The organism is Pseudomonas sp. S3E12, from assembly GCF_001702295.1.
GTDB classification, from domain to species: Bacteria; Pseudomonadota; Gammaproteobacteria; order Pseudomonadales; family Pseudomonadaceae; genus Aquipseudomonas; species Aquipseudomonas marginalis.
In genome coordinates this window covers 253,955-266,890 of sequence record NZ_MBDT01000029.1, presented here as the reverse complement: position 1 = coordinate 266,890, position 12,936 = coordinate 253,955, and the positions used below count along the sequence as shown (strand labels likewise).

Below are 12,936 nucleotides of genomic sequence, written 5' to 3'. Positions count from 1 at the left end.
TAAAAAATCGGAAAATAGATAGCTTATGGCCGTCACACCCCCAAGGATAGACGGCAATTGCAAGGACTCAGCTCAATATGGAGACCGTTCCCAAGTATTTCAAGGCGCGTGACAGATTGTCGCTGCCCAGGCTGTCCAACCAGTGCAAATCGCTCCAGCTGCGCAGCCAGGTGAACTGGCGCTTCGCTAATTGGCGCGTGGCAATGATGCCGCGCTCCTGCATTTCGGCTGACGTCAGCTTGCCATCCAGATGATCCCAGACTTGGCGGTAGCCTACAGCACGGATCGAAGGTAACCCTGGATGCAGGTCACCTCTTGACCGCAGTGCTACGACCTCGTCCACAAACCCCTGTTCCAACATAATTGTGAATCTTTGTGCAATTCGTTCATGCAGCACCTGGCGATTTGCCGGAGCGATGGCCAGATTCGCCACAGTATAGGGCAATTGTGACTGTCCAGATGCGCCTGCATCAGCACTTTGCGCAGTTTGTTTCAGCCGCAGTTCAGTCATGGTCTGCCCGCTGACCCGCCAGACTTCCAGGGCGCGACTGAGGCGTTGGGGATCATTGGGGTGAATGCGCGCGGCAGATACCGGGTCAACCGCTGCCAATTGGTCGTGCAGGGCTTGCCAGCCAAGGCGTGCAGCCTCTTCTTCGAGTTCGGCGCGCACCTGGGCATCGGCGGGCGGCATGTCGGCCAGCCCTTCCTGCAAAGCCTTGTAGTAGAGCATCGTGCCGCCCACCAGCAAGGGGATGTTGCCCCGCGCGGTGATTTGCGCCATGGCGGCCAGGGCGTCGGTGCGGAAATCCGCTGCGGAATAGCTCTCGGCCGGGTCGATGATGTCGATCAACCGATGCGGATACTGCGCCAGCAGCGCTTTGGAAGGCTTGGCGGTGCCGATGTCCATGTCCCGGTAAACCAGGGCAGAGTCGACACTGATCAGCTCGCACGGCAGCACTTTGGTGAGCTCGATGGCCAGGTCGGTCTTGCCGGCGGCCGTGGGGCCCATCAGGAAGATCGCGGGGGGCAAGGCACTCATCAACGGCCGCGCAAGAACAGTTTGTCCAGATCATCCAGGCCCATCTGGGTCCAGGTCGGACGGCCATGGTTGCACTGGCCACTGCGTTCGGTGTTTTCCATGTCGCGCAGCAGGCCGTTCATTTCCGGCAAGGCCAGGCGGCGATTGGCGCGGATAGCGCCGTGGCAGGCCATGGTGCCGAGCAGTTCGTTGATGTGTGCCTGGATACGGTCACTGGTGCCGTACTCCATCAAGTCAGCCAATACATCGGCCACCAGCCGGTTGGCTTCGGCCTGCTTGAGCAGCGCGGGAATCTGGCGAATCGCCAGGGTCTCAGGGCCCAGGCGCTGCAACTCGAAGCCCAGTTTCTGGAACACACCATGATGTTCTTCAGCGCAATCGGCCTCACGCTGGCTGACCGCCAGGGATTCCGGCACCAGCAACGGCTGGCCACTCAGGCCTTCGCTGGCCATGGCGATCTTCAGGCGCTCGTACATGATCCGCTCGTGGGCGGCGTGCATGTCCACCAGCACCAGGCCATGGGCATTTTCCGCGAGAATATAGATGCCCTTGAGCTGCGCCAACGCGTAACCCAGCGGTGGGATATCACCGCCACCTTCCGGCAAGGCCACGGCGCCCGGCTCGGCACCTGGCAACGGTGCAAAGAATTCACGATAGGCAGCCTGTGCTTCGGCAACCGGCACGGCCGATTGCGGACGCGGTGTGTATTGGTACTGATAACCCGCTCCCGAGCCAGAGCCCGGCGCCGTATAGCTCGGCTGGGGTTGCGGCGATTGCAGCAGGTTTGCCGCCAGGCTCATTTCGCCCTGAGGGCCAAACTCGCCCGCTTCGGGGCCGCTCGGCCGCACCACCGCCGTCACGATGGGCGCAGACAACTGGTCATCCGGGCGCACATCGCCCAGGGCACGGTGCAAGGTGCCATAGAGGAAGTCATGCACCATGCGCCCGTCACGGAAGCGCACTTCGTGCTTGGTCGGGTGCACGTTGACATCGACCACCGATGGGTCGACCTCGAAAAACAGCACAAAGGTCGGATGCCGACCGTTGAACAGCACATCGCGATAAGCCTGGCGCACCGCGTGGGCCACCAGTTTGTCGCGCACCGCGCGGCCATTCACAAAGAAATACTGCAAGTCCGCCTGGCTGCGGGAGAAGGTCGGCAAGCCCACCCAACCCCACAGGCGCAGGCCGTTGCGTTCGATTTCAATCGGCAGCGCCTGCTCCAGGAACCCCGCACCGCACACTGCCGCGACACGGCGAGCACGCGCGGCGTCGTCGTTGGCTTCGTGCAGGCTAAGGATGGTCTTGCCGTTGTGGCGCAGGTGAAACGCCACATCGAAACGCGCAAGGGCCAGGCGCTTGATGACTTCTTGCAGGTGATCGAATTCGGTTTTTTCGGCCTTGAGGAATTTGCGCCGCGCCGGGGTGTTGAAGAACAGGTCGCGCACTTCCACCGAGGTGCCCACCGGGTGGGCAGCCGGCTGGACCCGAGGCGCCATGTCGCGGCCTTCGGTTTCCACCTGCCAGGCCTGCTCGGCATCACGGGTGCGCGACGTCAGGGTCAGGCGCGCCACGGAGCTGATGGAAGCCAATGCCTCACCGCGAAAGCCCAGGCTCATCACCCGCTCCAGGTCTTCCAGGTCGCGAATCTTGCTGGTGGCGTGACGGGCCAGGGCCAGCGGCAGGTCATCGGAGGAGATCCCACTGCCATCGTCGCGGACGCGCAGCAGCTTGACGCCGCCCTGTTCCACATCGACATCGATACGCTTGGCGCCGGAGTCGATGCTGTTCTCCAGCAACTCCTTGATCACCGAGGCCGGCCGTTCAACGACCTCGCCCGCCGCAATCTGGTTGGCGAGGCGCGGGCTGAGCAATTCAATGCGCGACCCGCTGTTCAAGACTGATTCGCTCATTACTGTGCCGCCAATTCAGTGCCGGGGATGGTCAATACCTGGCCGATTTTCAACTCATCGCTCTTCAGGTTGTTGGCGCTGCGCAAAGACGCGGCCGAGACCTGGAAACGCACGGCCAGCATGGCCACGGTGTCGCCGGGCTGCACGCGATGGTCGCGCGGGCCCTGGGCGATTTTACCCGAGTCGCGCAGCCAGGCAATGTAGGTGCCCGGCGGCGGATTCTGCTGGAAGAACTGGCGCACACCGGCGCTGATAGAACGCGCCAAGGCCTGCTGGTGGCTGGCACTGGCCAGCTTCGAGGCCTCGTTGGCATTGGAGATAAATCCGGTTTCCACCAGGATCGATGGGATGTCCGGCGACTTCAACACCATGAACCCGGCCTGTTCCACGCGCTGCTTATGCAACGAGGTCACCCGGCCGATGTTGCTCAACACCTTCTGGCCGACGTTCAAGCTGGAGGTCAGCGAGGCCGTCATCGACAGGTCAAGCAGTACACCGGCGAGCATCTTGTCCTTGTCATCGAGGGACACGTTGCCGGCCCCGCCGATCAAGTCGGAACGGTTTTCACTGTCGGCCAGCCAGCGCGCGGTCTCGGACGTGGCGCCGCGATCCGACAGGGCAAACACCGAGGCACCGAAGGCCGCCGTCGAAGGCGCGGCGTCGGCATGGATCGAGACGAACAGGTCGGCGCCCTTCTTACGGGCGATTTCGGTACGGCCGCGCAACGGAATGAAGTAGTCGCCGGTACGGGTCAGTTCGGCGCGGTAGCCTTTCATGCCGTTGACCTGGCGCTGCAGCTCACGGGCGATGGCCAGCACCACGTCTTTCTCATGCTGACCGCGCGAACCGGAGGCGCCCGGGTCTTCACCGCCGTGGCCGGCATCGATCACCACGATAATGTCGCGCTTGCCGGCCGGGGCTGGCGGCGGTGGTGGCAGCTTGACCTGGGGTTGGGACGGGTTGACCGGTACGGCCGGCACTGTCGCCACGGCCGGGGTTGGCGCCGGCGGCGGCGCGGCATCGGCGGCGTTGTCGAACAGATCGACCACCAGCCGGTTGCCGTATTGGGCATTTGGCGCCAGGGAGAAGCTTTTCGGGGTCACGACCTTTTTCAGGTCGATCACCACCCGCAGGTCGGTCGGCGTGCGCTGCGCCGAGCGCATGGCGGTAATCGGCGTATTGGCGGTGGACACGTTCAACGGCGCGGCCAGGGTCGCACCATTGATGTCGATCACCAGGCGATCGGGCGCCGTGAGGGTAAAGACACTGTGCTGGACCGGGCCAGACAGGTCGAACACCAGTCGCGTGTTATCCGGCGCTCGCCACAGGCGAACACTCTTCACCTGTGAAGCAGCCAGAGCATTGACAGTCATTGCCGCAAGCAACACCCCTACGACAGCAACCAACGCGCGAAAGCGCATACCTAACCCCACCAATTATTTGAATTCCAAAGCCAGAGCGGCGCACCACGACTCACCGCGCGCACCCTGGGGCAACAACTTCAGCTGACGTCCGTGATCATGCGGCGTAATGGTAATGGTCAGGTCCGGCTTTGGCAAAAAGCCTGTGCCTTTATCTGGCCACTCGATCAGGCACAGCGCGTCTTCATCGAAATAATCACGGATGCCCATGAACTCGAGTTCTTCGGGATCCACCAGGCGGTAGAGGTCGAAGTGAAAAGCCCGCACTGCGCCGATCTCGTAGGGTTCAACCAGAGTGAACGTGGGACTCTTGACCGCCCCCGCGTGGCCCAGACCGCGAATGATCCCCCGGGACAGCGTGGTCTTGCCCGCCCCCAGGTCGCCTTCAAGAAAGATCAGCCCTGACCCGGCCGTGACCTGGGCAATACGCTGACCTAACGCCACCATGGCGTCTTCATCGGCCAGGAAAAGAATTACTTCAGACACGGCGACTGTTCCTCCAGCAATTGACGAATGGCGGGTATCAGGTCGCTGGCGGCCAGCCCGCGACCAAAGCTGCCCTGGCGATCCCCCGCCGTGGCGTGCAACCAGACGGCCAGGCAGCTGGCTTCATAGGCCGGCATGCCCTGGGCCAGCAGCGCACCTACCAGGCCGGCCAAAACGTCACCGAGGCCCGCCGTCGCCATCGCCGGATGGCCTTGGTCACAGCGTGAAACGCGCCCGTCCGGGCTGGCAATCAAACTGCCAGCACCCTTGAGGATAGCCACTGCCTTGAATTTCTGACTCAACGCGCGCGCCACCTTAAGACGGTCGGCCTGAACCTCGGCTGTCGAAATCCCCAACAAGCGCGCCGCTTCCCCCGGATGCGGAGTGATCACGCAATGGGCCGGCAGGCTCACGCTGCCAGTCGCCAGTTGATTGAGCGCATCGGCATCCCAGACCTGCGGCTGCCGTGCATTGGCTGCGACGGACAACAGGCTTTTACCCCAGGCGGCTTCGCCCAGGCCGGGGCCAATGACGATTACCGAGATTTTTTCCAGCAAGCCCATCAACTGGTTGGCAGAGCTCACACCGACGCTCATGACTTCCGGCAAACGGGCCAGCGCGGCCGGCACATGCTCAAGGCGAGTAGCCAGGGACACCATGCCCGCACCACTGCGCAAGGCGCTTTCGGCGCCGAGCAACGCGGCACCGCCAAAGCCCCGGTCGCCGCCAATCATCAGCAGGTGACCGAACTGGCCTTTATGGGCGTCCGGGGAACGCGCAGCCAGTTGCGGCAAATGGCCGTGCAACAAAGGCTGAACGTCGGTTATTTCGTGTTTTGTCTGCGGCATGCGTCTTCAAGCTCCGATGTCTGGCAGAATTATACGCATCTAACCTGTGGTTTCCCGTGTCTCATGCCCGCTATTACCTCCGATCTGCCCGCCCTCGCCCAATCGATCAAAGACTGGGGCCGCGAGCTGGGCTTTCAACAAGTCGGCATCAGCGGCCTGGACCTGGCCGAGCATGAACAACATCTGCAACGCTGGCTCGACGCGGGCTACCACGGCGAGATGGACTACATGGGCGCCCATGGCAGCAAACGCTCGCACCCGGACGAACTGGTGCCGGGTACCCTGCGCGTGGTGTCGCTGCGCATGGATTACCTGCCCGGCGACACGCAGATGGCGCAACTCCTGGCAAAACCGGAAAAAGCCTACATCTCCCGTTATGCCCTGGGCCGCGACTACCACAAGCTGATCCGCAAGCGCGTGCAGCAGTTGGCCGACCGCATCCAGGCGCAGATCGGCCCTTTCGGCTTTCGCGCCTTTGTCGACAGCGCGCCCGTGCTGGAAAAGGCCATTGCCGAACAAGCCGGCCTTGGCTGGATCGGTAAAAACACCCTGGTGCTCAATCGCAAGGCCGGCAGTTATTTCTTCCTCAGCGAACTGTTTGTCGATTTGCCGCTGCCCGTGGATCCCCCCCACGCCACCGAGCACTGCGGCCGCTGCACCGCTTGCCTGGACATCTGCCCGACCAATGCGTTCGTCGGTCCCTATGTACTGGACGCACGACGCTGTATTTCCTACCTGACCATCGAACTCAAGAGCGCAATCCCGGAAGACCTGCGCCCGCTGATCGGCAATCGGGTATTCGGCTGCGATGACTGTCAGATCGTTTGTCCGTGGAATCGTTTCGCGCGACCCACTGCCGAAAGCGATTTCAAGCCACGGCACAACCTGGATAACGCGGAACTGGCGGAGCTGTTCATGTGGGATGAGGATAAATTCCTCAGCAGTACCGAAGGCTCACCGTTGCGCCGTGCCGGTTACGAGCGCTGGCTGCGCAACCTGGCGGTGGGCCTGGGCAATGCGCCGTCGAGCATTCCGGTGCTGGAAGCCTTGAAGGCACGTCGGGATTACCCGTCGGAGCTGGTGCGCGAACATGTGGAATGGGCGCTGAACCAGCACGCATCGCGCTAGTGCACGTCGTCGTTGTAGATGAACTTGGGCATTTCCCAGTGAAACCGGATCGCCAGCAGGCGCAATAGAAAGCCGCTGAACAGGGTCAGTAGAATCGCCTGCTCGCTGGGCAGTTCCAGATAGAGGCACAGCAGGTAGAACCAGGCGGCAAGGAATGACACGCTGGCGTACAGTTCACGGCGGAAGATCAGCGGAATGTCGTTGCAGAAGATATCCCGCAGAATGCCGCCGAAGACGCCGGTGATCACCCCGCTGACCGAGGCCACCAGCATGCCGTGGCCCATTTCCAGGGCGGTCATGCAGCCGATCAAGGTGAACGCGACCAGGCCCACGGCATCCAGCGCGAGGAACAGCGAGCGCAGGCGACGCATCAAGGGTGCGATAAAGATCGTCACCAGCGCCGCGATGGAGGTCAGCACCAGGTATTCCGGGTGCTTGACCCACGTCAGCGGGTAGTGGCCGAGCAATACGTCGCGTACCGAGCCGCCGCCCAATGCCGTCACGCAGGCGATCAGCACCACACCAAACCAGTCCATGCCGCGCCGGCCGGCGGACAACGCGCCGGTCATGGCTTCGGCGGTGATGGCGATGAGGTAGAGCATCAGCAGCATGAAGGCGATCCTTGTAGTGAGCGGGCTTGCCCCGCGCTGGGCTGCGCAGCAGCCCCAAATACTTGGCGATGATATCTATAGGGAGAAATGCGGCAACGGCAGTGGGGCCGCTACGCAGCCCAACGCGGGGCAAGCCCGCTCACCACTGAAAGCCCGGACACGGCAAGAAACCGTTTCAAGCCTTGATGAAATGCTTGCGGTAGTGCTGGAGCTCGGCGATCGACTCGCGAATATCATCCAGCGCCAGGTGGGTGCTGCCTTTATGGAAGCTGTCCTTGACCTCGGGCGCCCAGCGCGCAGCCAGTTCCTTGAGCGTGGACACATCCAGGTTGCGGTAGTGGAAGTAGCTTTCCAGCGCTTTCATATGGGTATAAAGGAAGCGACGGTCCTGGCAGATGCTGTTGCCGCAGATCGGCGACTTGCCCTTGGGCACCCACTTCTCCAGGAAGGCAATGGTTTCGGCTTCGGCTTCGGCCATGCTGATGCGGCTGTCACGCACACGCTGGGTCAGGCCGGAGTTGCCGTGGGTGCGGGTGTTCCACTCGTCCATGGTGGCAAGCACGGCGTCGCTGTGGTGGATGGCGATCACCGGACCTTCGGCCAAGGTGTTGAGGTTGCTGTCGGTGACAATGGTCGCCATCTCGATGATGACGTCGGTGTCTGGGTTCAGACCGGTCATTTCCAGATCGATCCAAATCAGGTTCTGTGGGTTTTGCATGGCTTGATTCTCTTGGCACCTTGGCGTAGCTGCGCAGTTTAGCAGGCGGGGCCGTGCTAGACTCGCGACCGTTTTACCCAACCTTTGCATTATCGACACGGAACACCAATGGCCAAACGCCAGCTCAATCGTCGCCAAAACTGGCGCATCGAAAAGATTCAAGGCGAACGCGCCGCCCGCGCCGCCAAACGTGAATCCTCCGCCGTGGAAGCGCTCGAGGGCGGCGACCTGGGCCCCGAACAGACGGGCCTGGTAATCGCGCACTTCGGTGTGCAGGTCGAAGTCGAGGCGCTGGAAGGCGAACTCGCGGGCCAGGTGTTCCGCTGCCACTTGCGTGCCAACCTGCCTGCGCTGGTCACCGGCGACAAGGTGGTCTGGCGCGCCGGCAACCAGGGCATCGGCGTGATCGTCGCCCAACTGCCGCGCAGCACCGAACTGCGCCGCCCCGACAGCCGTGGCCAGCTCAAGCCGGTAGCGGCCAACGTCGACATGATCGTGATCGTGTTTGCACCGCTGCCCGAGCCCCATGCCAACCTGATCGACCGCTACCTGGTGGCGGCCGAGCATGCCGGCATTCGCCCGTTATTGCTGCTGAACAAATTCGACCTGATCGACGAGCAGAATGCTCCCGCGCTCAACGCGCTGCTGGGGGTCTACCGCACCCTGGGCTACCCGGTGCTGGAAGTCTCGGCCCATCACGGCAATGGCATGGAACAGCTGCAACAGCAGCTGGACGGACGTATCAGCGTCTTTGTCGGCCAGTCAGGCGTGGGCAAATCCTCGCTGGTCAACAGCCTGCTGCCGGAAGTCGATACCCGCGTGGGCCCGCTGTCGGAGCTGTCCGGCCAGGGCACCCACACCACCACCACGGCGCGGCTGTTCCACTTCCCGGGCGGCGGTGAGTTGATCGACTCCCCGGGTATCCGTGAATTCGGCCTCGGTCACGTTAGCCGCAGCGACGTGGAAGCGGGCTTTATCGAATTCAACGACCTGATCGGCACCTGCCGCTTCCGCGATTGCAAACACGATCGCGAGCCGGGCTGCGCCCTGCTCAAGGCCCTGGAAGACGGCCGCGTGCAGCAGCAGCGAATGAACAGCTATCGATCGATTATTGCGAGCTTGCCGGAAAGCAGTTACTAAACAACCAACAAGGCCGCGATGATCGCGGCCTTGTTGTTTATGGCTTATGAACCTGTCGCAGGTACCGTAGGGTCTTTCACCCCACCATCATCAAACAGGTTCAGCTTCTGCCGCAGCTCATGGGCCGGCAATGGCTCCTGGCCGGGCGGAATGGCGTTCGGGTCGGCCGGGACTTCACCTGGCGCACCCGCCCCTGAGGTTGGGACCGGTGGTGGTACAGGCTGGTCACCTTCAATCGCACGCTGGGCCTTTTTGGTCAGCACCACGATATCGATGCGGCGGTTGATCGGGTTGAACGGATCCTTGGGATCAAACAGCTGCGAGGACGCAAAGCCCACCACCCGCGCCACTTGCGGGTCGGGGTAGCTGCCGGCCACCAGCGCACGACGCGCGGCGTTGGCACGGTTGGCGGAAAGCTCCCAGTTGCCGAAGTCACCCTGGCCCGCGTAAGGCTTGGCATCGGTGTGGCCGCTGATGCTGATCTTGTTCGGCACCGCCTTGATGGTGTCGGCCATGGCCAGCAGGATGTCTTCAAAGTACGGTTTCAAACGCGCGCTGCCAGAGTCGAACATCGGCCGGTTGGCGGCGTCGGTGATCTGGATACGCAAGCCATCCGGGGTGATCTCGAACGAAATCTGGTCCTTGAACTTCAGCAGTTGCGGGTTTTCCTCGACCTTGTTCTGCAACTCTTGCAGCAACAGCTCAAGACGTTCCTGCTCGACCTGCTCGGCCATGGCTTCGACGGTATCGCGCTCGATCGGGATTTTTTCCTGCGGTGCTTCGGTCTTGACTTCCGGGTTGATGGTGCGCTCAGGCGCCAACTGCGGCGAACCGCCCAGGTCGATCACAAAGGGCGTGCCGCTTTCCGAGAAGCCAATCGGGTCTTTGAAGTAGCCGGCGATGGCGATCTTCTGTTCGGGCGTGGCGGTGGACATCAGCCACAGCACCAGGAAGAACGCCATCATCGCCGTGGCAAAGTCGGCGAAGGCGATTTTCCAGGCACCGCCATGGTGCCCCGCAGCGAAGCGCTTGACGCGCTTGATGATTATCGGCTGGTTGTTTTCCATGGCTTAGCGACCGCGAACCGCTTGTTCCAGCTCGGCGAAACTTGGGCGATGCTTCGGGTACAGCACCTTGCGACCGAACTCCACCGCCAACGAAGGCGGCATGCCGGAAGCGGACGCCACCAGGCTGGCCTTGATCGATTCGTACAGGTTGATTTCTTCCTTGGCGTCGTGGGCCAGGGAGGTCGCCAGCGGGCCGAAGAAGCCGTAGGCCGCGAGAATACCGAAGAAGGTACCCACCAGCGCCGCACCTACGTGCATGCCGATAGCCGCCTGGTCACCTTCCCCCAGGGAAGCCATGGTTACCACGATACCCAGTACCGCCGCGACGATACCGAAGCCGGGCATGCCGTCGGCCACACCGGTCACGGCATGGGAAGGATGCTCCAATTCTTCCTTGAGGCTGAACAATTCCATGTCGAACAGGCCTTCAAGCTCATGGGGAGCCATGTTGCCGGAGGACATGATGCGCAGGTAGTCGCAGATGTAGGCGGTCATGCGCTCATCTTTGAGCACGGCCGGGTACTTGGCGAAAATCGGGCTGGCCGCGGCGTCTTCGATGTCGGCCTCGATGGCCATCATGCCTTCGCGGCGGCTCTTGTTGAGGATCTCGTAAACCAGGCCCAGCACTTCCAGGTAGAACGTGTGGGTGAAGCGCGAACCGAACATGCTCAGCGACTTCTTGATCACGTGCATGGTCATGTAGCCGGGGTTCGCCTGCAGGAAGGCGCCCAGTGCCGCACCACCGATAATCATCACCTCGAAAGGCTGGATCAGTGCCGCAATTTTACCGTGGGACAGGACGTAGCCGCCGAGCACGCTCGCGAAGACGACGATAATGCCGATAATTTTAGCCATAGGAGATGAGTACTTGCGCCGTCGGGTTCATGGACATATTTGGGGGAACTGGAAAACTCTTGTTCTACTTATCGGCAAAACTGCGCCAGACTATAGCCCGTTAAGGCGAAAAGCCAGTTCGGCCCGCTCCGGGTGTGTTGACCGCAAGTGATGATCGCGCCCCAATCATGGCTAATGAAACGACAGTCCCAACTGCAAAACCTGCTTCTCTAGCCGCTTGGATCAAGCGCCTGGACGAAGTGCTGCTGCCTGTTCCACAGGCCAGCCATGACCGCGTGTGCAAAGCCATCCGCGATAGCCGCAGTTCGTTGCGGGATATTGCCGAGCTGATGCAAGACAGCCCGGCCCTCGTACTCAGTGTCATGCGCGAGGCCAACAGCCACACCCATGGCAGCCTGACGGCGCCGGCGGAAAACCTCGAAGTGGCGCTTAACCGCCTGGGCCTCAAACGCGCCGAGGAACTGCTGGCACGCCTGCCGTCAGTGCCGGCCCCTGAAATTCCCGTAGCGCTGCGCCAGTTGCTGCTGGTCAGCCAGCACGCCTCGCAACAAGCCAATGGATTGTTCGGCAGTCGCCTGGCGCGGCTGTGGCAGGACATTCATTGGGGCAGCCTGCTGTTTCTTTCACCGCTGTGGCCGATGGCCGTTGCCTACCCCAAGCTCCTGGAAGAATGGGAACTGCGGGTCATCCACAAGGGCGAGTCGGCACGCAAGGTCGAACAGGCATTGTTCGGCGTGCGCCTGCTGGACCTGTGCCTCGGCCTGACCGAGACCTGGCACCTGCCGATCTGGGTATCCCAGGGGTATACCTTGCTGCGGACCGAGCAGCGCTTACTGGTCAAGGCCCTGCACATCGCCCGCGAAGACGACCCTCTTCGTCACCAGCAATTGCTCGACGCCGATCCCAACCTGCGCCGCTGGTTGAATCAGCCGGCCAATACGGTGCTGCTGGCCAACGGCCTGGCGATGTCGGCCCAGGAGTCCTGGACCTGCCCGCACACCCAGCGCTGGCAATACCTCACCGCGCTGTACCTGCAACAGCCCCTGGGCGAAGTGCAGCAACAGGTGCACCAGCAAGCCGTCACCAGTGCCCGCGACACCTTGATGCCCGACCTCTGGCACCCGGCGCTGTCGCTGATCTGGCCGTGGCATGTGCACAAGATTCATCGCGGCCTGCTGCCCGCGCCACCGCCCACCGCCGAAGCCCTGGCTGTCTGGCGCAAGCGTTGTACCGAACTGCTGGTAGAGCCGAGCCGCTTTGCCAACGCCATGCATTTGACCACGTGCGCCAAGGAAGCCCTGGTGGCCAGCGGCATGCAGCGCGTCATGCTGTTCATGGCCGATCGTGCCCTGAGCACCTTGCGCGTACATCAGGCCGACGGCCTGCCGAAGGACGCCGCCAACCTGAGCCTGGATGTGGTCAACAGTACGCTGCTGCAGCGCCTGCTGGAAAAGTCCGCTCAGGTGCGCCTCACACCGGAAAACCACGCCCAGTTCTCGGCACTGCTGCCACCGATCCTGCGCCGCTTGTTCAGCGGCGAGCACCTGTTGTTGCGGTCCATGAGCTGCAACGGGCGCGTGGTGATGGTGATGATCGCCGACCAGGGCGGCGGGCCGTTCTCGGAAACCACCGTGCAGGCCTTCGGTAAAACCGCCCAATGCATCGAGAAAGCCCTGCACAGCTTTACCAACCGCAGCGCTTGATGCTTGC

Annotated in this window: 12 protein-coding genes; 3 read left to right on the top strand and 9 right to left on the bottom strand. The window is 62.3% G+C overall.

Annotated elements, in window-relative coordinates:
* Nucleotides 1-67 precede the first annotated feature (67 nt).
* Genes miaA through BB029_RS22755 form a run of 5 tightly spaced genes read right to left on the bottom strand, consistent with a single transcriptional unit; the run spans nucleotide 68 to nucleotide 5,707 of the window.
* Entirely contained in the window at nucleotides 68-1,039 is a 972-nt protein-coding gene (gene miaA / locus BB029_RS22775; protein WP_065940875.1) for a tRNA (adenosine(37)-N6)-dimethylallyltransferase MiaA, read from the bottom strand.
* Nucleotides 1,039-2,952 (bottom strand): DNA mismatch repair endonuclease MutL, encoded by a 1,914-nt coding sequence (mutL, locus tag BB029_RS22770; RefSeq protein WP_065940874.1) that lies wholly within the window; start codon nucleotides 2,950-2,952, stop codon nucleotides 1,039-1,041. Before mutL ends, miaA begins: the two co-directional genes overlap by 1 nt.
* Nucleotides 2,952-4,373 (bottom strand): N-acetylmuramoyl-L-alanine amidase, encoded by a 1,422-nt coding sequence (locus tag BB029_RS22765; protein ID WP_027604902.1) that lies wholly within the window; start codon nucleotides 4,371-4,373, stop codon nucleotides 2,952-2,954. The genes mutL and BB029_RS22765 overlap by 1 nt, the downstream gene beginning before the upstream one ends.
* Before the next feature lie 15 nt (nucleotides 4,374-4,388).
* Nucleotides 4,389-4,859 (bottom strand): tRNA (adenosine(37)-N6)-threonylcarbamoyltransferase complex ATPase subunit type 1 TsaE, encoded by a 471-nt coding sequence (gene tsaE, locus BB029_RS22760; protein ID WP_065940873.1) that lies wholly within the window; start codon nucleotides 4,857-4,859, stop codon nucleotides 4,389-4,391.
* On the bottom strand, nucleotides 4,847-5,707 hold the full coding sequence (locus tag BB029_RS22755) for an NAD(P)H-hydrate dehydratase (RefSeq protein WP_065940872.1): 861 nt from the start codon (nucleotides 5,705-5,707) through the stop codon (nucleotides 4,847-4,849). Before BB029_RS22755 ends, tsaE begins: the two co-directional genes overlap by 13 nt.
* A 63-nt stretch (nucleotides 5,708-5,770) precedes the next feature.
* Here BB029_RS22755 and queG point away from each other — a divergent pair, with 63 nt between their 5' ends.
* Nucleotides 5,771-6,835: a tRNA epoxyqueuosine(34) reductase QueG gene (gene queG, locus BB029_RS22750; RefSeq protein WP_065940871.1), complete on the top strand. Its 1,065-nt coding sequence runs from the start codon at nucleotides 5,771-5,773 to the stop codon at nucleotides 6,833-6,835.
* On the opposite strand, the gene BB029_RS22745 is transcribed toward queG, so the two are convergent.
* Nucleotides 6,832-7,446: a trimeric intracellular cation channel family protein gene (locus BB029_RS22745; protein ID WP_065940870.1), complete on the bottom strand. Its 615-nt coding sequence runs from the start codon at nucleotides 7,444-7,446 to the stop codon at nucleotides 6,832-6,834. The genes queG and BB029_RS22745 overlap by 4 nt on opposite strands.
* A gap of 175 nt (nucleotides 7,447-7,621) precedes the next feature.
* Nucleotides 7,622-8,164, bottom strand: coding sequence for an oligoribonuclease (gene orn / locus BB029_RS22740; RefSeq protein ID WP_010213620.1), 543 nt, complete (start codon nucleotides 8,162-8,164; stop codon nucleotides 7,622-7,624).
* Nucleotides 8,165-8,272: 108 nt separating this feature from the next.
* Here orn and rsgA point away from each other — a divergent pair, with 108 nt between their 5' ends.
* The gene (gene rsgA / locus BB029_RS22735) at nucleotides 8,273-9,304 is read left to right on the top strand and encodes a small ribosomal subunit biogenesis GTPase RsgA (RefSeq protein WP_027604908.1); all 1,032 of its coding nucleotides are present in this window, start codon (nucleotides 8,273-8,275) and stop codon (nucleotides 9,302-9,304) included.
* Nucleotides 9,305-9,348: 44 nt separating this feature from the next.
* Here the strand turns inward: rsgA and motB are convergent, their stop codons facing one another.
* Both motB and motA read right to left on the bottom strand, forming a co-directional pair.
* Complete coding sequence (gene motB / locus BB029_RS22730; protein WP_065940869.1) at nucleotides 9,349-10,371, bottom strand: flagellar motor protein MotB; 1,023 nt, start codon at nucleotides 10,369-10,371, stop codon at nucleotides 9,349-9,351.
* A gap of 3 nt (nucleotides 10,372-10,374) precedes the next feature.
* Nucleotides 10,375-11,226 (bottom strand): flagellar motor stator protein MotA, encoded by an 852-nt coding sequence (gene motA / locus BB029_RS22725; protein ID WP_003171338.1) that lies wholly within the window; start codon nucleotides 11,224-11,226, stop codon nucleotides 10,375-10,377.
* A 167-nt stretch (nucleotides 11,227-11,393) separates the two neighbouring features.
* On the opposite strand from motA, the gene BB029_RS22720 reads away from it, so the two are divergent.
* Complete coding sequence (locus BB029_RS22720) at nucleotides 11,394-12,929, top strand: HDOD domain-containing protein (RefSeq protein ID WP_065940868.1); 1,536 nt, start codon at nucleotides 11,394-11,396, stop codon at nucleotides 12,927-12,929.
* Nucleotides 12,930-12,936 lie beyond the last annotated feature (7 nt).

What these genes read in the sequence shown, in the direction of transcription:
- miaA (WP_065940875.1), bottom strand. Translation starts at nt 1,039, where the DNA reads ATGAGTGCCTTGCCCCCCGCGATCTTCCTGATGGGCCCCACGGCCGCC.
- BB029_RS22765 (WP_027604902.1), bottom strand. Translation starts at nt 4,373, where the DNA reads ATGCGCTTTCGCGCGTTGGTTGCTGTCGTAGGGGTGTTGCTTGCGGCA.
- mutL (WP_065940874.1), bottom strand. Translation starts at nt 2,952, where the DNA reads ATGAGCGAATCAGTCTTGAACAGCGGGTCGCGCATTGAATTGCTCAGC.
- BB029_RS22745 (WP_065940870.1), bottom strand. Translation starts at nt 7,446, where the DNA reads ATGCTGCTGATGCTCTACCTCATCGCCATCACCGCCGAAGCCATGACC.
- BB029_RS22755 (WP_065940872.1), bottom strand. Translation starts at nt 5,707, where the DNA reads ATGCCGCAGACAAAACACGAAATAACCGACGTTCAGCCTTTGTTGCAC.
- BB029_RS22720 (WP_065940868.1), top strand. Translation starts at nt 11,394, where the DNA reads ATGGCTAATGAAACGACAGTCCCAACTGCAAAACCTGCTTCTCTAGCC.
- rsgA (WP_027604908.1), top strand. Translation starts at nt 8,273, where the DNA reads ATGGCCAAACGCCAGCTCAATCGTCGCCAAAACTGGCGCATCGAAAAG.
- motA (WP_003171338.1), bottom strand. Translation starts at nt 11,226, where the DNA reads ATGGCTAAAATTATCGGCATTATCGTCGTCTTCGCGAGCGTGCTCGGC.
- orn (WP_010213620.1), bottom strand. Translation starts at nt 8,164, where the DNA reads ATGCAAAACCCACAGAACCTGATTTGGATCGATCTGGAAATGACCGGT.
- motB (WP_065940869.1), bottom strand. Translation starts at nt 10,371, where the DNA reads ATGGAAAACAACCAGCCGATAATCATCAAGCGCGTCAAGCGCTTCGCT.
- queG (WP_065940871.1), top strand. Translation starts at nt 5,771, where the DNA reads ATGCCCGCTATTACCTCCGATCTGCCCGCCCTCGCCCAATCGATCAAA.